The following is a 23,291-nucleotide window of genomic DNA, read 5'->3' on the forward strand; positions in this document are numbered from 1 at the left end:
CGCCGACGTGGGAGGAAAGTGAACGCCAACGTGGCCGAAGAGAACGAGAACACCACCACCGCCCCGCTCTGGAACGACACCACCGCCTCCGTCACCGCGCGCGTCGACGCGCTCGTCGCCGCGATGACGCTCGGTGAGAAGACCGCCCAGCTTTACGGAGTCTGGGTGGGCGCCTCCGACGAAGGGGACGAAGTGGCCCCGCACCAGCACGACATGGAGGAGGCCGTGGATCTCGACGCGCTTGTGCCCACCGGGCTGGGCCAGCTGACCCGGCCCTTCGGGACGGTCCCGGTCGACCCGGCGCTGGGGGCGCTCTCCCTGGCCCGCACGCAGACCCGGATCGCCTCCGGGAACCGCTTCGGCATTCCCGCGCTCGCCCACGACGAGTGCCTGGCCGGCTTCTCCGCCTGGGGCGCGACCGCCTACCCGGTCCCGCTGTCCTGGGGCGCCACGTTCGACCCGGACCTGGTCGAGCGCATGGCCGCCGCCATCGGACGCGACATGCGCGCCGTCGGCGTCCACCAGGGACTCGCTCCCGTCCTGGACGTGGTGCGGGACGCCCGCTGGGGCCGGGTCGAGGAGACCATCGGGGAGGACCCGTACCTCGTCGGCACCGTCGGAACGGCCTACGTGCGCGGGCTGGAGTCGGCCGGGATCGTCGCCACCCTCAAGCACTTCGCCGGCTACTCGGCCTCACGCGCCGGCCGCAACCTCGCTCCCTGCTCCGTGGGGCCCCGCGAGCGGGCGGACGTCCTGCTGCCCCCGTTCGAGATGGCGATACGCGAAGGCGGCGCCCGGTCGGTGATGAACGCGTACACGGACACCGACGGCATCCCCTCCGCGGCCGACGAGGACCTGCTCACCGGGCTGCTGCGCGACACCTGGGGCTTCGACGGCACCGTCGTCGCCGACTACTTCGCCATCGCCTTCCTCAGGACCCTGCACGGGGTGGCGGCCGACTGGGCCGGCGCGGCCGGACTGGCGCTGGGGGCGGGCGTCGACGTCGAGCTGCCCAACGTCAAGACATACGGCGCTCCCCTGGCCGAGGCCGTCGCGGACGGGCGCGTCCCGGAGGCACTGGTGGACCGCGCCCTTTGCCGGACACTCACGCAGAAGGCGCGGCTCGGTATGCTCGATCCGGACTGGAACCCGGTGCCGGCCGCACTGGAGGGGGCGGATCTCGACCATCCGGAAGCCCTGAGGGGCCGGATCGACCTGGACGGGCCGGAGAACCGGCAACTGGCCCGCACGATCGCTCAGGAGGCGGTGGTGCTGCTGAGCAATGACGGCACCCTGCCGCTGGACCGGCCTCGCCGCATCGCCCTGCTCGGTCCCAACGCCGACGAGCCCACCGCCGTACTCGGCTGCTACTCCTTCCCCCAGCACATCGGCGTCCGCCACCCCGGGACCCCGCACGGCATCGAGTTGCCGACGCTGCACGACACCCTCGCCGCAGAGTTCCCCGAGGCCGAGATCACGTTCTCCCGGGGCACCGGGATCGACGACGGGGAGCTCACCGGCATCCCGGAGGCCGCATGCGTGGCACGCGAGGCCGACATCGCCGTCGTGGTGCTCGGGGACCGCGCCGGGCTCTTCGGGAGGGGCACCAGCGGGGAGGGGTGCGACGCCGAGACGCTGGCACTGCCGGGGGCGCAGCAACAGCTGCTCGACGCCCTGCTCGACCAGCAGACCCCCGTGGTCACCGTGCTGCTCGCTGGGCGGCCGTACGCACTCGGGCGTGCCGTGGGGGAGGGCGCCGCGATCGTGCAGTCCTTCTTCCCGGGGGAGGAGGGCACGCACGCGATCGCCGGTGTGCTCAGTGGCCGCGTCAATCCCTCCGGGAGGCTTCCGGTCAGCGTGCCGAGCGGGCCGGGTTCGCAGCCGACCACCTACCTCGGCGCGCGGCTCGCCCACGCCGGAGCAGTGTCGAACGTCGACCCGACGCCCGCGTTCGCCTTCGGCCACGGCCTGTCCTATACACGCTTCGACTGGACGGACCTGAGGGTCGACGTGCAGGAGGCGCCGACGGACGGCGAGTTCCGTCTCGCCTTCACCGTCCGCAACACGGGCGAACGGTCCGGAACCGAGGTCGTGCAGCTGTATCTGCACGACCCCGTCGCCTCCGTCGTCCAGCCGGTGCAGCGTCTCGTCGGCCATGCCCGGGTCGACCTGGAGCCGGGCGAGGCCGTACGTCTGCGTGCCACGGTCCCGGCCGACCTCGCTTCCTTCACCGGACGCGACGGCCGGCGCGTGGTCGAACCGGGAGCGCTGGAACTGCGGTTGGCCGCCTCCAGCGCGGATCACCGCCTCGTCGCCGGGGTCACGCTGACCGGGTCCCCACGGTACCCGGACCACACGCGACGCCTGCGGTCGATGTTCGGCCGGGAGCCGGGCCGCCCGCCGGGAGCCGCCTGACGCCCCGGTGGCTCACAGCACGCCGCGCCGGGCGAGACTGCGCGTCAGCGCACGTATGCCGAACGTCCACGGCGCGGCCTGCTCGCTGGTGACGACGGTGTTGACCAGGGTGCCGAGTCGCGGGCTGGAGATGCGTACGACGTCGCCGTGCTCGTGGGTGAAACCCGACCCCGGTGCCGTCCGGTCCTCGGTGGGGGCGAACAGCGTCCCGGTGAACAGCACGAAGCCGTCGGGGTACTGGTGGTGCGGACCGTGCGTGGCGGCCACCAGGTCCGTGACGTCGCGGCTGATCTCGCGCATGGAGCTGCTGCCGTGCAGTGCGTAGCCCTCCGGGCCGTCGACCCGCAGGCCGACGTCGAGCCCGCGGACGGTGTCGAGGTCGAAGCCGTCGTCGAACAGGCGGATGAACGGGCCGATGGCGCACGAGGCGTTGTTGTCCTTGGCACGGGCCAGCAGCAGCGCGCTGCGTCCCTCGACGTCACGGAGATTGACGTCGTTGCCGAGCGTCGCGCCGCGTACGCGGCCGCGCGAGTCCACGACGAGGACGACCTCGGGCTCGGGGTTGTTCCACACCGAGGCGCCGAGCACTCCGATGTCGGCGCCGATGCCGACCGCGGACAGGACCGGCGCCTTGGTGAACACCTCCGGGTCCGGCCCGATGCCGACCTCCAGGTACGGCGACCACAGACCCTCGGCGACGAGCAGTTCCTTCACCCGGTCCGCCTCGGGCGATCCGGGACGGACACCGTCGAGCGCGCCGCCCACCGCCCGCTCGACACGGGCCCGTACCCGGGCGGCCTGCGACGGATCGCCGCCCGTGCGCTCCTCGATGACGCGTTCCAGCAGGCTCCCGGCGAAGGTCACACCGGCGGCCTTGATCACCTGAAGGTCGACGGGCGCGAGCAGATGGGGAACGTCACGACGGCCGTGGGGTGCTTCGAGCAGTTCGTCCAGGTGCCAGACGCGTCCTCCGTCGGCCTCGCGGACGACGGCCGCCGCGTCGTCGCGTTCCAGGAGGTCGGAGACGGTGGGAACGACGGCCGTCAGGTCGACGACACGCTCTCCGCGCACCGCGGCCACACACGGCCCGTCCCATTCCGGGGCGTGGACGCGTGCCACGAGGGCCGCGCGGTCCGCGTCCTCCGGCAGGACGCAGGAGCCGGTGAGGACCGGACGAGGGTGTACTGCTGCCGATTCCACGATCGATGCTCTCCTGGGTTCGGGGAGTACGGTTCCCGGGGCCGGCCTCAGTGGGAGTCGCGGGGGACGCCGTGTCCACGGCGTCCGCGCAGGAAACCGAAGTCGGCTCCCCGGTCGGCCTGTTCCACGTGCTGCGTGTAGAGCCAGGTGTAGCCGCCGGCGTACTGCTCGGCGGCTGCCCTCCACAGCTGCCGGCGCCGACCGAGCTCGGCGTCGTCCACGTCCAGGTGCAGGGTGCGGTTCGGAACGTCGAGGACGACGGGGTCGCCGTCGCGCACCAGGGCGAGGGGTCCGCCGACGGCGGCCTCCGGCGCCACGTGCAGGACCACCGTCCCGTAGCCCGTGCCGCTCATCCGGCCGTCGCAGACACGCACCAGGTCCTTGACGCCGGCCTTCAGCAGCTTCGCGGGGAGCGGGACGTTGGAGACCTCGGGCATACCGGGGTACCCCTTGGGACCGGCGTTGCGGATGATGACGACGGTGTTCTCGTCGACGTCGAGCTCCGGGTCGTCGACGACCTCGTGGTAGGCCTCCGGGGAGTCGAAGACGCGCGCGGGGCCGCGGTGGGTGAGCAGGTGGGGCGACGCGGCGGACTGCTTGATCACGGCCCCGTCGGGGCACAGGTTGCCGCGGAGCACGGCGATGCCGGTGCCGGCCGGCTGGAAGGGGGCGTCGAGAGGGGTGATGACGTCGGAGCCGACGCGTTCGGCGTGCTCGGTGTTGTCGGCGACGGTGCGTCCGGTGACCGTGATCTGGTCGCCGTGCAGCAACTCGCCCCTGAGCAGCTCGGCCAGGACGGCCGGCAGGCCGCCCGCGTAGCAGAAGTCCTCCATGAGGTACTTGCCGCTGGGCATCAGGTTGACCAGCGTCGGCACCGCGCGGACCAGGTCGTCGAAGTCCGACAGGCTCAACTCGACGCCGACGCGCCCGGCGAGGGCGGTGAGGTGGATGACGGCGTTCGTGGAGCCTCCGACGGCCGCGTTGACCCGGACGGCGTTCTCGAAGGCCTCCCGGGTCAGGATCCGCGAGGGGCGCAGCTCCTCCTCCACCATTTCCACGATGCGTCGCCCGGCCGCCTGCGCGGTCTCCATCCGGCGGGAGTCGACCGCGGGCCAGGCCGCGGAACCGGGCAGCTGCATGCCGAGCGCCTCCGCCACGCAGGCCATCGTCGAGGCGGTCCCCATCGTCATGCAGTGCCCGTTCGAGCGGGCCATGCAGCCTTCCGCGAAGAAGCATTCCTCCTCCGTCATCCGTCCGGCCTTGAGATCCTCCTCGAACTTCCACACGTGGGTGCCGGACCCCACGTCCTGACCCCGGTACTTGCCGTTGAGCATCGGCCCGCCGGTGACCATCACGGCGGGCAGGTCGACGCTGGCGGCGCCCATGAGCATGGCGGGGGTCGTCTTGTCACAGCCGGACAGCAGCACGACCCCGTCGAGCGGGTTGGCCCGGATCAGCTCCTCGACCTCCATCGCCATCAAATTGCGGTACAGCATGGCGGTGGGGCGCATCAGGGTCTCGCCGGTGGCCATGGTGGGGAACTGCAGCGGCAGCCCGCCCGCCTGCCACACGCCGCGTTTGACGGCTTCGGCGACGTGGGTCAGATGGGCGTTGCACGGGGCGAGTTCGGAGGCACTGGTCGCGATGCCGATGACGGGGCGCCCGTCGAACACCTCGTGCCCGAACCCCTGGTTGCGCATCCAGGAGCGGTAGATCATCCCGCTGCGGCCCTGTGCGCCGAACCATGCCTGGCTGCGTCGGCTCGTCCTCTGCCCGTCGGTCATGCGGTCACTCCCGTCGGCTGTGGCGTCGTGCGTCTCACGAAGGGGCGTTCTCGGGTGAAGGTCCGCGGGCCGTACCCTGTGCCACAATCATTAAATGATTCGATGAATGGCGTCCAGGGGGCGGGCAGAGATCGTGGAACACTTCCCCACCACGCACCAGCGTGTGGTCGACGAGCTGGGGCGGCGCGTCGTGGGCGGCGTCTGGAACCCGGGGGACCCGCTGCCCGTCGAGGACGCGCTCGCGGCCGAACTCGGCGTCAGCCGCGGGGTGGTGCGAGAAGCGGTCAAGGCACTGATGGCCAAGGGGATGCTGCGCGTACGACCGCGCACCGGCACCCGGGTGCTGCCTCCGGAGCACTGGAACCATCTCGACCGGGACGTCCTGCGCTGGAAGCAGGACGGGGACGCCGCGTCCCTGCTGCGCGACACGGGCGAACTGCGCCTGATCGTCGAGCCGAAGGCGGCCCGGCTCGCCGCCCACCGGGCCGGAGCCGACGACCTGCGAGTCCTGCACGAGTCGCTGGCCGCCATGGAGGCCGCGGCGGCGGCACCCGGCCGCAGTGGCTACGTCGAGGCCGACCTCGCCTTCCACCGGGCCCTGCTCGCCGCCAGCGGCAACCGTCTCATAGGCTCACTCGGCCGGGCCGTCGAGATCGCCCTGGAGCACAGCTTTCTCATCAGCACGCAGACCCCGGGAGCGGTGGAAGCCTCGTTGCCGGGGCACCGCGCCATCGTCCGGGCCGTCGAGGCCCGCGACCCCGAGGCCGCGGCCGAGGCCGCACTGGCCCTGATCGAAGCCGCCGAACGAGAGATCGCCCAGTCACCGGGCATGCCGAACGCGACCCCGGGCGACGCCGGATGACCTGCCGCCGCTGAGACCTGCGAGCGCCGCGGGAGACGGCCGCCCCCGCCTGCCCCGGGCACCCCCGCTCAGGGGCGCCCGGGGCAGCACGGCTCAGGGGTACTGCACCACCTTCGACGGCACCGTGTCCGTCCCCGACGTGGGCGACCCCGTGTCGTTGATGACGCACTCGTACTGCCCCTGGCCGCCCAGCGACACCACGAGCAGCCCGTGGAAGCGCACGCCGGGCCGGTTCGGCGCCGCGAAGCCGTGGTGCTGCACGATGGACGGGTTCACGTTGTAGTAGCAGTAGCTGCCCAGACCCCAGCCCTCGTGCTCGGTGACGCCGTCCCCGACCTTGTAGGCCGCGTACCCCTTGACCGAGCCGTTCTGGACGGCCGCCTGGTCGGGGGCGTCGTACGCCTTCTCGTTCTGGAAGAAGACCGTGCGGCCGCGCTCACCGTTCCACTGCACGTCGTACTTGTTGAAGTGCTCCACGAACAGGCCGGTGATCAGCACGTCGTCGCCGTTCACGACCACGCCGTAGTCGGCCCGGTTGGTCTCCCAGCCGACGCCGTCACCGTGGTCGGCACGCCACACCCAGGTGTGGTCGACCACGGTGTGCCGACTGTTGACGACCAGGCTGGTCGTCGCCCTGCCGGGGCCCGCCCCGCCGATCCGGACGAACACGTCCTGGACCGTGGTCGGATTGGCCGAGTGGTCCGCGGACGCGCCCTCCGGCCCGACCTCCAGCAGCGTCGCCGAGTTGACCGGGCCCGCGTCGACCAGGAACCCGGCCAGGCGTACGCCGTCCACGTCCGCGACCCTCAGAGCGGTCACGCCGTCGTCGGGGATGAGCGTGGCGTAGCCGAGACCCAGGACGACCGTGCCCGCGCGGTTCACGTCGAGCGTGCGGTCCAGGTGGTAGATCCCGGGTGTCAGCAGCAGGTGCAGGCCCTCTTCCAGGGCCTGGTTGAGGGTGGCCGCAGAGTCCCCTGGCCCGGCCACGTAGAACTGGGAGAGTGGCAGCGAGGTGCCGCGCGGGGTGCCGTTGCCCCAGGAGACGCCGCGGGCGTCGGTGCGCTTCTCCGGCAGGAACACCCGGTACTCGTCGCCGTCGACGTACAGGAACGGCTTCTCCCGGGAGACGGGCGTCGTCTCCAGCGTGGTGTACGGCGGCTCGGGGAAACTCTGCGCGGGCGCTCCCTCCACGCCGGAGAAGACCATGTTCCACACGGCGTTGAGCCAGCCGCCGACCGAACTGTCCCGGGTGTACCACTGCTGCTGCGAGTACGGGCCGACCTCGCCGTCGATCCTGCTGTCGGCGATGTAGCCGCCGCTGGCCCAACCGTAGCCGTCGGGGGCGAGGTTGAGGCCGCCGCGCACGTGCATGCGCCGGAAGGGCGCCGCCTGGGAGACCGCCCAGCGGTTGGTGCCGCTGACCGGGACCAGGGCGAGGTTCTCCGCCGAACGCCAGAAGTTCTGCGTGGCGTTGCCGTCGAACCATCCGGCGTCGACCGTGACGTCGCCGTTGATGGTGGTGTCGTCGGGGGACAGGCCGAGGCCCGCGATCGAGGTGTAGAAGCCGAGTTGGGCGTTGAGGCCGCTGTACGTGCCGGGCTTGAACAGCAGCGCGTAGCGGCCGGTGCCGAACTGGGCCGACTCCTGCTGCTTGAAGATCTCGTCCAGTCGGCCCTGGATGTTCGCCGTGGACGGGTCGAAGACGATGACACTCGGACCCAGGTCGCCGCCGCCGGGCAGGGCACGCGGGCCGTGGGGGGAGTCGGCCGAACCGGAGCCGGAGCCGGAGCCGGAAGCAACGGCCGCGGACGCGGACGTGGCGCCGGCCAGCGACGCCAGCACGGGTGCCGCGGCGGCCGCACCGAGCAGGCTGCGGCGCCGTACTCCGGCAGGCTCGGAGGCGGAGGAGGGCGTGGGGGAAGAGGGCATGGGGGGCAGCTCTCCTTGTTCGGAAAGTGAACGATGTGGGGGTGGGGGGAGCGCTCTCTGGATGTGCATGCTTCATCTGTCGGCACGGACACGTCAAGAGTTGCGACCGCTTCGGGTGCGCTGTGTTCAACAAGTGGGGGCGCGGGGCAGGTTGATCGGCCCGCCGTTCCTTCTGTCGAATCCCTTGACACCTTCCCGCCGGGCCCCAACACTCCGACTCGGGAGAGCGCTCTCCGAGAATGTCCCCCCGACCCCTTTCCAGGAGGTCTCCATGTCACGGAGATCGAAAGTTCTGTCCGGCACCCTCGTCGCGAGCGCGTTACTGCTGGCCTCGGTCGGCATCGGCACGGTCGCCGCCGGCGCGGACACCCCGGCGCCCGCTTCCTCGGCCGGTGCCGCGCATCCCGCGCACGCCGTGCAGGCGGCCCGAGTGGGGCACACCATGGCCGTCTCGAACGCCGCTTCGCCCGAAGACCCGGACGGCGACGGCTACATCCCCGCGAACCCGCCGGTCACCGGTGTCACCCCGTCGACCGCGGAACCGCCCCACCGCTACTTCCACGAGTTCCAGGCCAACTGCGCGGTCAGTCACACGGCGCCCGACGACCCGATCGTCTTCCCGCAGCAGCCCGGCAAGTCGCACGACCACACGTTCATGGGCAACACGACGACCGACGCGAACAGCACCACGGCCTCGCTCGACGCCGGGGCCACCACCTGCCTCGCGCCCGGCGACCGGTCCGGGTACTGGATGCCGACCATGTACGACGGCGACCGTCCGGTGCTTCCCGTGGGCCCCCAGACCATCTACTACAAGGCCGGCGTCACCGACTACACCAGCGTGCGGCCCTTCCCGAAGGGGCTGCGCTACGTCGTCGCAAGCCCCATGCAGAGCGCCCAGGACTTCCGCGACCACCCGGGCTTCGTCGAGGGCTGGGAGTGCGGCGACAGCTTCTTCAACGTCGACTTCCCGGCAGACTGCCCCGAACGCCAGGACGTCCAGGTCAACATCCGCTTCCAGGCCCCCAGTTGCTGGGACGGCAGGAACCTGGACACGCCGGACCACAAGAGCCACATGGCGTATCCGGTGGTCAACCCGGGGACCAACAACAACATCTGCCCGGCCGACCACCCGGTCGCCCTGCCGATGATCGAGTTCAAGATGGCCTTCCCGGTCAACGGCGATCTCTCCCAGGTGCGGCTGGCCAGTGGCGCGAGCTACTCGTTCCACTACGACTTCTTCAACGCCTGGGACGCGCCCACCCTCGACGCCATGGTCGGCCACTGCATCGTCGGCGGACTGCAGTGCGACGCGCGCGGCTACGACCAGACCCACCCGGAGGCCGGAGCGGCACTGAACGAGCACTACGAACTGCCCTGACCCCACCGCGCCACTTCCCCCGACTCCCCACCCACCCGCGCCCCATCCCACCGAACCGGCCCGGCCGTCCACGCCCCGCCACGGCCGGGCCCCCTCCCCGCACGAGCGGCAGACCGGAGACGCACCCCCATGAGCCGACCCCGCACGCCCACCCGCAGACTCAGCCCCACCCGCAGACTCACCGCCCCCCTGACCGCCGGCCTGCTCACCGTCGGCGCCCTCACCGCCCTCCCCGCGGCACAGGCGCACGCCGCCGGCAGCGTCGTGAAGGTCACCGGAAGCCAGGGCGACTGGCAACTGACCGTCGACGGCAGCCCGTACACGGTCAAGGGCCTCACCTGGGGCCCGTCACCCGCCGACGCCGACCGCTACATGCCCGACCTGGCGTCCATGGGCGTCAACACCATCCGCACCTGGGGCACCGACGCGAGCAGCCGCCCGCTCCTCGACTCCGCCGCCGCACACGGAGTCAAGGTCATCGCCGGATTCTGGCTCCAGCCCGGTGGCGGACCGGGCAGCGGCGGCTGCGTCGACTACCTGACCGACACCGCGTACAAGGACCAGATGCTGGCCGAGTTCCCGCGCTGGGTCCAGGAGTACAGGGACCACCCCGGCGTCCTGATGTGGAACGTCGGCAACGAGTCGGTGCTCGGCCTCCAGAACTGCTACAGCGGTGACGAGCTGGAGCGCCAGCGCGACGCGTACACCACCTTCGTCAACGACGTCACCAAGAAGATCCACGCCGTCGACCCGAACCACCCGGTCACCTCCACCGACGCCTGGGTCGGCGCCTGGCCGTACTACAAGAGGAACGCCCCCGACCTGGACCTGTACGCCGTCAACTCCTACGACGCCGTCTGCGACGTGCGCTCCGCCTGGGAGCAGGGCGGCTACACCAAGCCGTACATCGTCACCGAGTCCGGCCCGGCCGGCGAGTGGGAGGTGCCGGACGACGCCAACGGCGTACCGGAGGAACCCGGCGACCAGGCCAAGGCGCAGGGGTACACCGACGCCTGGAACTGCGTCACCGGGCACCGAGGGGTCGCCCTGGGCGCGACCCTGTTCCACTACGGCACCGAGTACGACTTCGGCGGCATCTGGTTCAACCTGCTGCCCGCCGGACAGAAGCGGTTGTCGTACTACGCCGTGAAGCGGGCCTACGGCGGCGACACCTCGCGGGACAACACCCCGCCCGTCGTCTCCGCCTTCGACGTCGAGGGCGACGCGGGCAAGGTGCAGGCCGGCAAGGACCTGGTCCTCACCACCCGCGCCACCGACCCCGACGGCGACCCGATCGCGTACGAGGTGCTCGCGAACAGCAACTACATCGACCAGAGCAAGCAACTCACCCCGCTGCCCGTCACCGACCTCGGCGGCGGACGCCTCGAGGTCACCGCCCCCGACCGGCCCGGCGTCTGGAAGCTGTACGTCAAGGCCACCGACGGCAGGGGCAACGTCGGCGTCGAGAGCCTCTCGGCGCGGGTCGTGCCACCCGCGGTCGACGGCACCAACGTGGCCCTGGGCAGGCCGGTCACCGCCTCCTCCTTCCAGCCGAGTTACGGCGACTGCCCCTGCACCGCCGCCAACGCCGTGGACGGCAACCCGAACACACGGTGGGCCAGCGACTGGAACGACCCGCAGTGGCTCCGCGTCGACCTCGGCACCCGCACCACCTTCCGGCACGTCCAGTTGTACTGGGAGGCTTCCTACGCCAAGGCGTACACCGTCCAGACCTCCGACGACGGCCAGAACTGGCGGACCGTGTCCACGGTGACGGACGGCAACGGCGGCGTCGACACCCTCGACGTGTCCGGCACCGGCCGCTACGTCCGCGTCAACGGCACCGCACGCGGCACGGGTTACGGCTACTCGCTGTACGAGTTCGGCATCTACGGCTGACGTCCGACGGGCGAGCAGGAAGGGAGAGACCCGGGTGGGGACGAGTGACGCAGAGCTCGAACGGCTGCTCGGCAAACTGACACCACGCGCCCGCGCGCTGCTGCTCAGCGGCGCCACGACCTGGCGCACGAAGGCGGAACCCGCCGTCGGGCTGAGGGGGTTGGTGATGTCGGACGGCCCGGCGGGCGTACGGGGCGAGACCTGGGACGAACGGAACACCTCGGTCCTGCTTCCCTCGGCCTCGGCGCTCGCCGCCACCTGGGACGAAGCACTGGTCGAAGACCTCGGCGGCCTGCTCGCCGCCGAGGCCCGGGGCAAGGACGTGGACGTCCTGCTCGCCCCGACCCTCAACCTGCACCGCAGCCCGCTGGGCGGCCGGCACTTCGAGTGCTTCTCCGAGGACCCCGAACTGACCGGCCGGATCGGCGCCGCGTTCATCCGCGGGGTCCAGGCGCACGGGGTGGCCGCGACCGCCAAGCACTACGTGGCCAACGACTCCGAGACCGACCGGCTCACCGTCGACGTGCGGGTGGGGGAGCGGGCACTGCGGGAGGTCTACCTCGCGCCCTTCGAGGCGGCGGTGGCCGCGGGGGTGCGGCTCGTCATGGCGGGGTACAACGCCGTCAACGGCGCCACCATGACCGCGAGCACCCTGCTCACCGACCCGTTGAAGAGCGAGTGGGGATTCGACGGCGTCGTCGTCTCCGACTGGGGCGCGGTGCGCGCGACGGTCGGCGCCGCCCTCGCCGGTCTCGACCTGGCCATGCCGGGACCCGACGGCCCCTGGGGCGAGGCGCTGGCCCGGGCGGCGGCCGACGGCGGCGCACCCGCGGCGGCCGTCGACGACAAGGCACGGCGGTTGCTGAGGCTCGCGGCGTGGCTGGACGCGCTGGGCGGGCGTGACTCGCCGCCGGAGCCCCCGCCGCCTCCGCCACTTCCGTCGCCGCGGCCGCCCACCGGGCCCACGGCGTCCACCGCGCCCACGGTGCTGACGGCGCCCGCGCCGCCCACCGCGCCCACCGCGCCCACCGCGCCCGCGGCGTCCACCGCGCCCACCGCGCCCGCGGCGTCCACCGCGCCCACGGCACCCACGGCGTCCACCACCGCGCCCGCGCCGGACGAGCGGCGAGGGGCGGGACGCCCTGCGGCCCCGGCGCCGGCGCCGACGGGCAGCCGCGCGGCTCCGGCTCCCCGGAGACCTCCGCGATTGCGGCTCCGGTGGAGACCTCCGCGGTCGCGTCTCCGGCAGGTGTCCGGGCCCTGGCCCGCCGCGCGGTCGCCGCCGGGGCCGTCCTGCTGGCCAACAGGGACCTACTGCCGCTCGACCCCGAGCGCCTCGGGACGGTCGCCGTGATCGGCGCGCACGCCGCGCGGACCCGCACCCAGGGCGGCGGCAGCGCGGGCGTCTTCCCCCAGGACGAGGTGTCCCTCCTGGACGGCATCCGGGACGCCCTGCGCGGCCGGGCCCACGTCGTCCACGTGCCGGGCCCCCGGCCGGACGGCCCGGCACCTCCGCTGGACCCGGACGACTGCACCGACCCGCGCTCCGGACGGCCCGGCGTCCTGCTGCGGATGCTCGACGCGGACGGCCGCGAACTGTACGCCGAACGGCGGCGCGGCGGACGTCAGCTGGAACCCCGCCTGGTGCCGGGGGCGCACACCGTCGAGATCGGCGCCCGGCTGCGCCCCCGTACCGCGGGCCACTGGACGCTGGGCGTGGCCGGCTTCGGCCGGATGAGCCTGACCCTGGACGGACGCACCCTGCTGGAGGGCGAGTTCGCACCGTCCACCGACGATCCGGCGGTGGTGCACGTCAACCCGCCCGCGCGGTGCGCCACCGCCGACCTCGCCGAAGGCAGGGACGTCCTGCTGGTGGCCCGCCGAGAGTTGGCACCCGGCACCGGCCGGGCGACCGTCGTCGTCGCCGCACCGCCCGCCCCGGACGTCACCGCGTCGCTGGCCGAGGCCGCCCGCGCGGCGCGTGCCGCGGACGCGGCGATCGTGGTCGTCGGCACCACCGAGCACGGGGAGTCGGAGGGCCACGACCGTACGGGCCTCGCGCTCGGTGCCACCCAGGACGCGCTCGTCCGCGCCGTCACGGCCGCCAACCCGCGCACCGTCGCCGTCGTCAACAGCGGCGGCCCGGTGGAACTGCCCTGGCGCGAGGAGACGGGCGCGGTGCTGCTGGCCTGGTTCCCCGGACAGGAGGGCGGAGGGGGAATCGCCGACGTACTCCTCGGCCGCGCCGAGCCCGGCGGGCGGCTGCCCACCACCTGGCCGGCCGCCCTCGCCGACGCCCCGGTCACCCGCACCCGCCCGGACGGTGGCCGCCTCGACTACGCCGAGGGCCTGCACATCGGCTACCGGGGCTGGCTGCGCCACCAGCGCACGCCCGCCTACTGGTTCGGCCACGGGCTCGGCTACACCACCTGGGCCTACGAGGAACTGACCGTGCCGCCGTGGACCCGGGCGGGCGACGACCTCACCGTGCGGGTACGGGTGCGCAACACGGGCGCGCGGAGGGGACGGGAGGTCGTGCAGGTGTACCTGGCCCGGCCCGCGTCGGCGCTCGACCGGCCCACGCGCTGGCTCGCCGGGTACGCGGCCGTGCGGGCGGACCCGGGGGAGACGGTGACGGCGACGGTGAGGGTCCCCGCGCGGGCCCTGCGGCACTGGTCGGTGGAGGAGCACGCCTGGCGCACGGAGGCCGGGCACTGGCGGGCGCTGGCCGGGCGGTCCGCGGGGGAGGTGCCGCTGGTCGCGGACCTGGAGGTGGTCGACGCGTCGTCCGCGTAGGGGCGCGTGAGGGCGAGGAGAGCGCTCTACCACGTGCCGGACCCCGCCGGTTAGGGTGCGGGCATGAGCAGACAGGCCCCGACCCTGGAGGACGTGGCCCGGGAGGCCGGCGTCTCCCGGGCCACCGTCTCGCGGGTGGTCAACGGCGTCCGCAACGTGGACCCGGCCATCCAGGACCTGGTCCGCCGGGCCATCGAACGGACCGGGTACGCACCCAACCAGGCCGCCAGGCAACTGGTCACCCGGCGCACCACGACCGTGGCCCTGGTCGTCTCGGGGGCGGGCGACGCCTCGGACTCGGAGCAGAACGCCTTCGCGACACGGGTGTTCGCCGACCCCTTCTTCGGCCGTGTCGTCGGCGGCGTGGTCGGGCATCTGCGGCCGCGCGGAATGCACCCGGTGCTGATGTTCGCCGAGACGCCCGAAGCCCGGCAGGAGGTCGTGGCCTACCTCAGACAGGGCGGGGCGGACGGTGCGCTCGTGGTGTCCACCCACCCCGACGACCCGCTGCCCGCGCTGCTCGCCGGGGCGGGGCTGCCGGCGGTGCTGTTCGCCCGGCCGGGCCGTCCGGTGCCGCTCAGCCACGTCGACCTGGACCACCGTGCCGGCGGCCGGCTCGCGGCCGAACACCTGCTGGAGCGGGGCTGCCGGCGGATGGCCACCGTCGCGGGTCCGCTCGCGGTCGCGGCCAGCCAGGAGCGCCTGGCCGGCTTCCGCGACACGCTGGCCCGGCACGGGCACCCCTACGTACCGGTGGCCGAGGGCGGCTTCACGGTGGACAGCGGCATGGCCGCCATGACGTCGCTGCTCGCCGAACACCCCGACACCGACGGCGTCTTCACCGCCAACGACCTGATGGCCCAGGGCGCGGTCCAGGTGCTGCGCGACCACGGCCGCCGGGTGCCGCAGGACGTCGCGGTCGTCGGCTTCGACGACTCCAGCGTGGCCGTCACCTGCCGTCCCCGGCTCACCACCGTCCGGCAGCCGGTGGAGGAGATGGCGGCGACGATGGCACGCCTCCTCGACGAACACATCACGGGCACGCGCACCGAACCCGCGTCGGCGGTCTTCGACCCGGAACTCGTGGTGCGGGACTCGACGTAGCGGCTGGTACGCGCGTCAGGGGAGCGCGGCCTCGATGTGCGCGAGGTGGACGGCGAGGATCTCGTCGAAGGCGGCGCGGCGGTCCGCACCGAGCGGGCGGATCTCCCGGGCGAAGTGGGCCAGCGCGGGGAAGCGCTCGGGGTCGGCGCCCAGCACCGCGACCCGGAACTGCTCCATGCCCTGCTCGTGCTCCTGTGCGCCGACGGCGCCGAACCCGCCCTCGGCGGTGATCAGCGAGGCGATCAGGATCACCAGCCGGTGGTAGCGCGCCGGGACCTCGTCGTCGGGCAGTCCCGAAGCGCGCAGGGCCTGCAGCACTTCTTCCATCATCAGCCGGGAACCGTCGCCTCCCGAACCGTGGCGCCCCCAGACCGCGGCGAGCTGGGGCTGCTGCCCGAAGGCCTCGCGCAGGCGCAGGGCAACCGCCGTGAGGCGCTGCTTCCAGTCGCCCTCGGGCCGGTAGCCGTCCATGGCGGACAGCAGGATGCGGTCGGCGACCGCGCGCAGCAGCTCGGTCTTGTTGCGGAAGTGCCGGTAGAGGCTGGAGGAGTCGGTCCCCAGCGCGGCGGCGAGCCTGCGCACGCTGAACGTCTCGGCGTCGCCCGTCAGCAGCAGCTCCGCCGCCGCGTCCAGGATCTGCTCGGTCGACCAACGCCTTCGGCCTGCCATCTCGTCGTTCTCCCTGTCGCTCTCACCCCTCCCGCTCGGCTCAGCCTAGTCCACGCACCTGCCGCCGCACGCGCCGCGCGCACGCCCTCACTCCCCGCCCCGCTGCCCCGCCAGCCTCCCCCCGAGTGCCGCCCGCCACGCGGGCACCGGCGCGGGCGAGTCGACCGGCACGCGCTGACCGCCGCGGGCGAAGAACGCCGCCAGGGGCAGGATCGCGGCGCCCACCGTCACCGCGTCGGAGCCGAGGCGGCCCAGCGCGATGCCCACCCGTCCGGCCGGGTGGCGCAGGGCGTGGGCCAGCGTGTGGGCCCGCACCGACGCCAGGAACGCCGGGCCGAGTTGGAGCCCGGCCCAGCCGCCCACCAGGACCCGCTCGGGCTGGAAGAGGTTGACCAGGTCGGCCAGGCCCGCGCCCAGGTACTCGGCGGTCTCCGCGAGCACCTGGGCCGCCACCGGGTCCGGTGCGCCCCCGTCGCCGGGTCGGGCGGCGGACAGCATGGCGGTCAGCGCGGCCTCCTCGTCGGCGCCGGGCGGCGGCTCCCCGCCCGCCTCCCGCCACCGCGCGAGCAGCGCCTCCGCACCGGCGTACGCCTCCAGGCACCCCCGCGCTCCGCAACGGCAGCGGCGCCCCCGCACCCGTACCGTCAGGTGCCCCCACTCCACCGCACGCCCCTGCTCCACCTCGTCGGTGACGACGCACGCGCCGACCCCGGAGCCGAAGAGCACCACCACGGCGTTGTGCGCGCCGCGTCCGCCGCCGAACCACATCTCGGCCTGCCCCAGCGTCCTGGCGCCGTTCTCGATGAACAGCGGTACGTGCGGGGGCAGTCGACCCGAGCCGCGCAGCAGCGCCTCCAGCGGTACCGCGTCCCAGCCGATGGTCTGGCCGTGCACCAGGGCGCCGTCGGCGGTGCGCTCGACGATGCCGGGGACACCGATGCCGACGCCCAGCAGCTCACCGGGGCCCGGTGCGGGGCCGTCGGCGGCGAGCACCTCCGCGACGCCGTCGAGGATGTGCCCGGCGACGACCCCGACGTCGTACGAGCGCGACCCGTGACCGGGCAACACACGCTCGGTCCGGGCCAGTTCGGACATCGACAGGTCGAACAGCTCGACGCGTACGCGGGTCTCGCCGACGTCCACCCCGACGAGGCGGCCCCGGGCCGCCGCGACGCGGACGAGGGTGCGCGGCCGGCCGCCGTCCGTGCCGAGGCTGCCCGCCTCCTCCACCAGTCCGTCGGCGAGCAACTCGGCGACCACGTTGCTGACGGAACCCGAACTCAGACCCGCCGCCGAGCCCAGTGCGAGCCTGCTCATCGGCCCGTCGAAATACAACCGTTGCAGAACGGCGCCGCGGCTCTCCCGCCGCAGGTCACGGACCGTTCGCCCGCCGTGCCTCGCCATCAGGACCCTTCCTCTCCCGTCCTCCCGCGACCGCAGAACCTGCGCGAGACCTTGACGAGTCTTTCTCTCGGGGTTTAACTCACGTCCTAAATTAAGCCATGAGGGGCTTCGGACGGGAAGCAGCCGAAGCCGCCGTCGGGACTTCCCGACCGACTCCCGGAAGGAACCCAGGAGCCATGCGCAGCATCCGAGCCGCGGCCGTAGGCGCCGTCACCATGTCTCTCGCACTCGCCGCCACGGCCTGCGGAGGGGGCTCCTCCTCGGGCGGCGGATCAAACGACTCGCCGAAGGAACTCACCTACTGGGCGTCCAACCAGGGCGCCAGCGTCGAGGTGGACAAGAAGGTCCTCCAGCCCGAACTCGACAAGTTCGAGAAGGAGACCGGCATCAAGGTCAAGCTGGAGGTCGTGCCCTGGTCCGACCTGCTGAACCGGATCCTCACGGCCACCACCTCCGGCCAGGGCCCCGACGTCCTCAACATCGGCAACACCTGGAGCGCCTCGCTCCAGGCCACCGGCGCCCTGCTGCCCTGGGACGCGAAGAACTTCGAGAAGATCGGCGGCAGGGACCGCTTCGTCGACTCCGCGCTCGGCTCGACCGGCGTCAAGGGCCAGGACCCGGCCGCCGTCCCGCTGTACTCGATGGCCTACGCGCTCTACTACAACAAGCAGATGTTCGCCGACGCCGGCATCACCAGGCCCCCGGCCACCTGGGACGAACTCGTCGAGACCGGCAAGAAGATCTCCAAGGGCGGCAAGTGGGGCCTGGGCGCCGAGGGCTCCAACCTGTCCAACAACATCCACCAGGTCTTCGTCCTCGCCAAGCAGCACGGCGCCGACTTCTTCACCGCCGACGGCAAGCCCGACTTCACCTCCGAGGGCGCCGTCGCCGCCGTCAAGCAGTACGTCGACCTGATGGCCCAGGACAAGGTCATCGCGCCCGGCAACGCCGAGTACGCGCAGAACCAGTCCCTCAGCGACTTCGCCAAGGGCAAGACGGCCATGGTGCTGTGGCAGACCGCCTCCGCCACCTTCAAGACCATGGGCATGGAGGACGACGAGTGGGGCGTTGCCCCCGCCCCCGTCCCGTCCGGCACCCCCGGCGCGGGCACCGCCACCAACTCCATGGTCGCCGGCATCAACATGGCCGTCTTCAAGAACACCGACAACATCGACGGCGCCACCGAGTTCGTGAACTTCATGACCGGCGACGCCGAGCAGAAGATCCTCAACAAGGCGTACGGCTCCATCCCGCCGGTCAAGGCCGCCCAGACCGACCCGGCGTTCAACACCCAGGCCACCGCCGTCCTGCGCGAGACCCTCGCCACCAGCGCCGCCCCGCTGCCCCAGGTGGCCGACGAGTCGCAGTTCGAGACCGCGGTCGGCACCGCCGTCAAGGAACTCTTCGCCGACGCCGCCAACGGACACGAGGTGACCACCGAGTCCGTCAAGGAGAAGCTCGCCAAGGCACAGCAGCAGATGCCCAACAAGTGAGCGCCTTGACTCCCGTCCCAGCCCCACCGACTCCGACACGGACACGGACCCAGCCATGACCACCACCACCGCCTCGGCGCAGCCCGGCGAGCGGACGGTCGGCAAGAGCTCCCCCGGGACGGCGCGCGGGCCCCGCCGCCGTCCCGGGCGGATCCGCCGCATCGGCCTGCCCTACCTGCTGCTCCTGCCGGCCCTGCTGCTCGAACTCCTCGTCCACCTGGTGCCGATGGTCATCGGCATCGCGATGAGCTTCAAGGAACTCACCCAGTTCTACATCCGCGACTGGACCACCGCTCCGTGGACCGGCCTCGACAACTTCACCATGTCCGTGGACTTCGACGCCCCCGTCGGCGAGGCGCTGCTCCACTCCTTCCTCGTCACCTGCGCGTTCACCGTCCTCTCCGTCGGCCTGTGCTGGTTCATCGGCACCGCCGCCGCGATCTGCATGCAGGACGCCTTCCGCGGCCGCGGCCTGCTCCGCGCGCTCTTCCTGGTGCCGTACGCGCTGCCCGTCTACGCGGCCGTCATCACCTGGGCCTTCATGTTCCAGCACGACAACGGCCTGGTGAACCACGTCCTGCACGACCAGCTCGGCCTCACCGACAAGCCCTCCTTCTGGCTGATCGGAGACAACAGCTTCGTCGCCCTGCTCGTGGTGTCCGTCTGGAAGGGCTGGCCGTTCGCCTTCCTCATCGTCATGGCCGGGCTGCAGAACATCCCCAAGGAGCTGTACGAGGCCGCAGCCCTCGACGGCGCCGGCGTCTGGCAGCAGATCCGCCGCATCACCCTGCCGTCGCTGCGCCCCGTCAACCAGGTCCTCGTCCTGGTGCTGTTCCTGTGGACGTTCAACGACTTCAACACGCCGTTCGTCCTGTTCGGCAAGGCCGCTCCGGAGGCCGCCGACCTGATCTCCATCCACATCTACCAGTCGTCGTTCGTCACCTGGAACTTCGGCACCGGCTCCGCGATGTCGGTCCTGCTGCTGCTCTTCCTGCTGCTGGTGACGGGCGTGTACCTGTTCCTGACCTCCCGGGTCACCAGGACCCCGCGGGCGCCGCGGAAGCACGAGGAAAGGCGGACGGCCGATGTCTAGGTCCCCGATGGCGGCGCCGCGCTCCTTCACCTGGACCCGCCGCGTCTTCCTCACCCTGCTCACCGGATTCGTGCTGCTGCCGGTGTACGTCATGGTGTCCAGTTCGCTGAAGCCGCTCGAGGACGTCTCCAGCCAGTTCCACTGGCTGCCGAGCAACCTCACCATCCGTCCGTACATCGACATCTGGTCGACGGTCCCGCTGGCGAAGTACTTCCTCAACTCGCTCATCGTGGCGGGCGCCGCGACCGTCTGCTCCGTCGTGATCGCCGTCTTCGCCGCCTACGCCGTCAGCCGCTACGAGTTCCGCGGCAAGCGCGTCTTCTCGGTGACCGTCCTGTCCACGCAGATGTTCCCGGGCATCCTCTTCCTGCTGCCCCTGTTCCTGATCTACGTGAACATCGGCAACACCACCGGCATCGCCCTGTTCGGCTCCCGCGGCGGCCTCATCCTCACGTACCTGACCTTCTCCCTGCCCTTCTCCATCTGGATGCTGATCGGGTACTTCGACTCGGTGCCCCGCGACCTGGACGAGGCGGCGCTCGTGGACGGCTGCGGACCGCTGCGCGCCCTCTTCAAGGTCGTCGTGCCCGCGGCCGTCCCCGGCATCGTCGCGGTCGCCGTCTACGCCTTCATGACCGCCTGGGGCGAGGTCCTGTTCGCCTCCGTCATGACCAACGACGCCACCCGTACGCTGGCCGTCGGACTCCAGGGCTACTCCACGCAGAACGACGTGTACTGGAACCAGATCATGGCCGCCTCGCTCGTCGTGAGCGTCCCCGTGGTGGCGGGCTTCCTGCTGCTGCAGCGCTACCTGGTGGCGGGCCTCACGGCCGGAGCCGTCAAGTGACCGACGCACCCCGGCACGATCACCCCCAACCCGAAAGGACCTTCGTGACCATCGACTTCGCCGCACTCCCGGACGACTTCCTGTGGGGCACGGCCACATCGGCGTACCAGATCGAGGGAGCCGTGGCGGAGGACGGACGTTCGCCGTCGATCTGGGACACCTTCTCGCACACCCCCGGGAAGATCGACAACAACGACCACGGCGACGTCGCCTGCGACCACTACCACCGCACCGGCGAGGACATCGAGCTGATGCGGAGACTGGGCACCAACGCCTACCGCCTCTCGGTCGCCTGGCCGCGCGTCCTGCCCGGCGGCGACGGACCCGTCAACGCGAAGGGCCTCGCCTTCTACGACCGGCTCGTCGACGACCTGCTGGCGGCCGGCATCACCCCGTCCGTCACCCTCTACCACTGGGACCTGCCCCAGGTGCTCCAGGACCGCGGCGGCTGGCCCGAGCGCGCCACCGCCGAACACTTCGCGGCATACGCCTCCGTCGTCGCCGAACGCCTCGGCGACCGCGTCCAGCACTGGGCCACCCTCAACGAGCCCCTGTGCTCCGCCTGGATCGGCCACCTGGAGGGCAAGATGGCCCCCGGCTGGACCGACCTGACGGCCGCCGTCCGCGCCTCCTACCACCTGCTCCTGGGCCACGGCCTGGCGATGCGGGCCATCCGCGCGGCGGCCCCGAACGCCCAGGTCGGCATCGTCAACAACCTCTCCACCATCCACGCGGCCACCGACCGCGAGGAGGACCTGGCCGCCGCCCGCCGCATGGACGGCCACACCAACCGCTGGTGGCTGGACCCGATCCACGGCCGCGGCTTCCCCCAGGACATGCGCGAGGTCTACGGCGTCGAACTCCCGGAACAGCCGGGGGACATGAAGCTCATCGGCGCCCCACTGGACTGGCTGGGCCTGAACTACTACTTCCCCCAGACCGTCGCCGCCGACCCCGCGGAGCCCGCCCCGTACGTCCGCGCCGTCCGCCGCGCCGGCGTCCCGCGCACCGGCATGGACTGGGAGATCGACGCGGGTGGCATCGAGGACCTGCTGCTGCGCCTCACCGACGAGTACGGGCCGCGCAAGCTGTACGTCACCGAGAACGGCTCCTCCTTCCCCGACGTGATCCGCCCGGACGGCACCATCGACGACCCCGAGCGCCAGGAGTACCTGACGGCCCACCTCGCCGCCTGCGCCTCCGCCGCCCGCAGGGGGGCCCCGCTGGCCGGCTACTTCGCCTGGTCGCTGCTGGACAACTTCGAGTGGGCGTACGGCTACGACAAGCGCTTCGGCCTGGTCCACGTCGACTACGAGACGCAGGCACGCACCGTCAAGGGCAGCGGGCACCACTACGCGGACATCATCGGCCGGGCGCGGGGGAGGGAGCGCAGGGCCGCCTGAGAACCCGCGGTGGGCGCGGACGCGGGAGTCCGCGCCCACCACGGTCCGCGTGTGTCCTCAGGCGCCCTTCCTCGCCACTCCGCCGTAGATACCGATCGGCGGGGCGTCGGGGCGCGGCGCCTCGTCGGCACGCCAGTCGGTGACCCGGACCAGCCCCGGTTCGACCATCGCGAAGTCGCCGAACAGGTCGAGGACCGCCGCGTGCGACCGCAGACTCAGGGACGCCGAAGCGTTGTCGTAGACGGCCGCCGCGTCCGCACGCCGGTCCTCGTGGACGTCACCCGTCGCGTGCGACAGCACGAGGTAGGAACCGGCCGGCAGCGCGTCGCGCAGCGTGGCGACGATGCCCGCGGGATCCTCCGCTTCGGTGACGAAGTGCACGACCGCCACCAGCAGCAGGGCCACCGGCTGGTCGAAGTCGATGACCTCGCGCACCTCGGGATGGTCGAGGATCGCCCGCGGATCGCGCAGGTCGGCCAGGACGACGGCCGTGCCCGGATCGTCCGCGAGGGCCCTCGAATGAGCACCGACGACGGGGTCGTTGTCGACATAGGCGACACGGGTGCCGGGGGCCAGCGACCGTGCGATCTGGTGCACGTTGGGCTCGGTGGGCAGGCCCGTCCCCACGTCGAGTATCTGGCGGACGCCGCCCTCGGCCACCACGTGCCGCACCGCCCGGTGCATGAAGCGCCGGTTGGCGAGTACCCCCTCCCGCACCTCGGGCGCCGCCTTCATGAACTGCTCGGCGGCCCGCTGATCGACCTCGTAGTTGTCCTTCCCACCGAGGAAGTAGTCGTACATCCGGGCAGGATGGGGCTTGCCGGTGTCGATCCAGTCGGGGTGGGCGGCGTTGTCGTCACCGCTCGGGGAGGTCATGCAGCCTGACTCCGTCCTCAACTCGGGTGCCACGCAGGGAAAACCGTGACGGGCGACTGTCGGAACGTCATCTTGGCACGGCACCTCGGCGCGGCGGGGCCGAGCCCGTCGACCGGCCCCGTCGGCACCCCCGTGA

At 72.2% G+C, this 23,291-nt stretch carries 15 protein-coding genes and 2 pseudogenes; 11 read left to right on the top strand and 6 right to left on the bottom strand.

All coding sequences use genetic code 11. From position 1 onward, the window contains the following. Nucleotides 1–18: 18 nt before the first annotated feature. A complete protein-coding gene (locus BJ961_RS12655) occupies nucleotides 19–2,415 on the top strand; it encodes a beta-xylosidase/alpha-l-arabinosidase (protein ID WP_271321402.1) in 2,397 nt (798 codons plus the stop codon). Between the two features lie 12 nt (nucleotides 2,416–2,427). Here the strand turns inward: BJ961_RS12655 and BJ961_RS12660 are convergent, their stop codons facing one another. Together BJ961_RS12660 and BJ961_RS12665 are read right to left on the bottom strand one after the other, a co-directional pair. Then, nucleotides 2,428–3,615, bottom strand: coding sequence for a fumarylacetoacetate hydrolase family protein (locus BJ961_RS12660; RefSeq protein ID WP_271321403.1), 1,188 nt, complete (start codon nucleotides 3,613–3,615; stop codon nucleotides 2,428–2,430). Nucleotides 3,616–3,662: 47 nt separating this feature from the next. Beyond that, nucleotides 3,663–5,399 carry an IlvD/Edd family dehydratase gene (locus BJ961_RS12665; protein ID WP_271321404.1) on the bottom strand — a complete coding sequence of 579 codons (1,737 nt, stop codon included), beginning with the start codon at nucleotides 5,397–5,399 and terminating at the stop codon, nucleotides 3,663–3,665. A gap of 106 nt (nucleotides 5,400–5,505) precedes the next feature. On the opposite strand from BJ961_RS12665, the gene BJ961_RS12670 reads away from it, so the two are divergent. Then, a complete protein-coding gene (locus tag BJ961_RS12670; RefSeq protein WP_271321405.1) occupies nucleotides 5,506–6,261 on the top strand; it encodes a FadR/GntR family transcriptional regulator in 756 nt (251 codons plus the stop codon). A 93-nt stretch (nucleotides 6,262–6,354) separates the two neighbouring features. Here BJ961_RS12670 and BJ961_RS12675 read toward each other — a convergent pair whose 3' ends face one another. After that, entirely contained in the window at nucleotides 6,355–8,190 is a 1,836-nt protein-coding gene (locus tag BJ961_RS12675) for a coagulation factor 5/8 type domain-containing protein (RefSeq protein ID WP_271321406.1), read from the bottom strand. A 271-nt stretch (nucleotides 8,191–8,461) separates the two neighbouring features. Between BJ961_RS12675 and BJ961_RS12680 the strand changes: the two genes are divergently transcribed. The 5 genes and pseudogenes from BJ961_RS12680 to BJ961_RS12700 all read left to right on the top strand — a co-directional run bounded on the left by BJ961_RS12680 (nucleotide 8,462) and on the right by BJ961_RS12700 (nucleotide 15,370). Next, a complete protein-coding gene (locus BJ961_RS12680; RefSeq protein WP_271321407.1) occupies nucleotides 8,462–9,571 on the top strand; it encodes a DUF1996 domain-containing protein in 1,110 nt (369 codons plus the stop codon). Nucleotides 9,572–9,700: 129 nt separating this feature from the next. Further along, the gene (locus tag BJ961_RS12685; protein ID WP_271321408.1) at nucleotides 9,701–11,470 is read left to right on the top strand and encodes a discoidin domain-containing protein; all 1,770 of its coding nucleotides are present in this window, start codon (nucleotides 9,701–9,703) and stop codon (nucleotides 11,468–11,470) included. 34 nt (nucleotides 11,471–11,504) lie between these two features. Beyond that, nucleotides 11,505–12,404, top strand: a pseudogene (locus BJ961_RS12690) (glycoside hydrolase family 3 protein); the annotation flags it as partial. A gap of 281 nt (nucleotides 12,405–12,685) precedes the next feature. Then, nucleotides 12,686–14,266: pseudogene (locus BJ961_RS12695) on the top strand (glycoside hydrolase family 3 C-terminal domain-containing protein); the annotation flags it as partial. 63 nt (nucleotides 14,267–14,329) lie between these two features. Beyond that, nucleotides 14,330–15,370, top strand: coding sequence for a LacI family DNA-binding transcriptional regulator (locus BJ961_RS12700; protein WP_271321409.1), 1,041 nt, complete (start codon nucleotides 14,330–14,332; stop codon nucleotides 15,368–15,370). A 15-nt stretch (nucleotides 15,371–15,385) separates the two neighbouring features. Here the strand turns inward: BJ961_RS12700 and BJ961_RS12705 are convergent, their stop codons facing one another. Together BJ961_RS12705 and BJ961_RS12710 are read right to left on the bottom strand one after the other, a co-directional pair. Next, entirely contained in the window at nucleotides 15,386–16,039 is a 654-nt protein-coding gene (locus BJ961_RS12705; protein ID WP_271321410.1) for a TetR/AcrR family transcriptional regulator, read from the bottom strand. Between the two features lie 87 nt (nucleotides 16,040–16,126). Then, the gene (locus BJ961_RS12710) at nucleotides 16,127–17,443 is read right to left on the bottom strand and encodes an ROK family transcriptional regulator (RefSeq protein WP_271321411.1); all 1,317 of its coding nucleotides are present in this window, start codon (nucleotides 17,441–17,443) and stop codon (nucleotides 16,127–16,129) included. 176 nt (nucleotides 17,444–17,619) lie between these two features. Between BJ961_RS12710 and BJ961_RS12715 the strand changes: the two genes are divergently transcribed. From BJ961_RS12715 to BJ961_RS12730, 4 genes are read left to right on the top strand one after another with little or no spacing between them, the layout of a single operon-like run. Next, complete coding sequence (locus BJ961_RS12715; RefSeq protein ID WP_271321412.1) at nucleotides 17,620–18,936, top strand: extracellular solute-binding protein; 1,317 nt, start codon at nucleotides 17,620–17,622, stop codon at nucleotides 18,934–18,936. A 55-nt stretch (nucleotides 18,937–18,991) separates the two neighbouring features. Continuing rightward, nucleotides 18,992–20,029 (top strand): carbohydrate ABC transporter permease, encoded by a 1,038-nt coding sequence (locus BJ961_RS12720; RefSeq protein ID WP_271321413.1) that lies wholly within the window; start codon nucleotides 18,992–18,994, stop codon nucleotides 20,027–20,029. 7 nt (nucleotides 20,030–20,036) lie between these two features. Beyond that, the gene (locus BJ961_RS12725; RefSeq protein WP_271417027.1) at nucleotides 20,037–20,876 is read left to right on the top strand and encodes a carbohydrate ABC transporter permease; all 840 of its coding nucleotides are present in this window, start codon (nucleotides 20,037–20,039) and stop codon (nucleotides 20,874–20,876) included. 44 nt (nucleotides 20,877–20,920) lie between these two features. Further along, nucleotides 20,921–22,279: a GH1 family beta-glucosidase gene (locus tag BJ961_RS12730; protein WP_271321414.1), complete on the top strand. Its 1,359-nt coding sequence runs from the start codon at nucleotides 20,921–20,923 to the stop codon at nucleotides 22,277–22,279. Nucleotides 22,280–22,336: 57 nt separating this feature from the next. On the opposite strand, the gene BJ961_RS12735 is transcribed toward BJ961_RS12730, so the two are convergent. Further along, on the bottom strand, nucleotides 22,337–23,155 hold the full coding sequence (locus BJ961_RS12735) for an SAM-dependent methyltransferase (protein WP_271321415.1): 819 nt from the start codon (nucleotides 23,153–23,155) through the stop codon (nucleotides 22,337–22,339). Between the last annotated feature and the right edge of the window lie 136 nt (nucleotides 23,156–23,291).

Source organism: Streptomyces lienomycini (assembly GCF_027947595.1).
Taxonomy (GTDB): domain Bacteria; phylum Actinomycetota; class Actinomycetes; order Streptomycetales; family Streptomycetaceae; genus Streptomyces; species Streptomyces lienomycini.

Coding starts and splice junctions, on each gene's coding strand:
- BJ961_RS12665 (WP_271321404.1), bottom strand. CDS start 5,399: ATGACCGACGGGCAGAGGACGAGCCGACGCAGCCAGGCATGGTTCGGC.
- BJ961_RS12670 (WP_271321405.1), top strand. CDS start 5,506: ATGGCGTCCAGGGGGCGGGCAGAGATCGTGGAACACTTCCCCACCACG.
- BJ961_RS12675 (WP_271321406.1), bottom strand. CDS start 8,190: ATGCCCTCTTCCCCCACGCCCTCCTCCGCCTCCGAGCCTGCCGGAGTA.
- BJ961_RS12680 (WP_271321407.1), top strand. CDS start 8,462: ATGTCACGGAGATCGAAAGTTCTGTCCGGCACCCTCGTCGCGAGCGCG.
- BJ961_RS12685 (WP_271321408.1), top strand. CDS start 9,701: ATGAGCCGACCCCGCACGCCCACCCGCAGACTCAGCCCCACCCGCAGA.
- BJ961_RS12700 (WP_271321409.1), top strand. CDS start 14,330: ATGAGCAGACAGGCCCCGACCCTGGAGGACGTGGCCCGGGAGGCCGGC.
- BJ961_RS12705 (WP_271321410.1), bottom strand. CDS start 16,039: ATGGCAGGCCGAAGGCGTTGGTCGACCGAGCAGATCCTGGACGCGGCG.
- BJ961_RS12710 (WP_271321411.1), bottom strand. CDS start 17,443: ATGGCGAGGCACGGCGGGCGAACGGTCCGTGACCTGCGGCGGGAGAGC.
- BJ961_RS12715 (WP_271321412.1), top strand. CDS start 17,620: ATGCGCAGCATCCGAGCCGCGGCCGTAGGCGCCGTCACCATGTCTCTC.
- BJ961_RS12720 (WP_271321413.1), top strand. CDS start 18,992: ATGACCACCACCACCGCCTCGGCGCAGCCCGGCGAGCGGACGGTCGGC.
- BJ961_RS12725 (WP_271417027.1), top strand. CDS start 20,037: ATGGCGGCGCCGCGCTCCTTCACCTGGACCCGCCGCGTCTTCCTCACC.
- BJ961_RS12735 (WP_271321415.1), bottom strand. CDS start 23,155: ATGACCTCCCCGAGCGGTGACGACAACGCCGCCCACCCCGACTGGATC.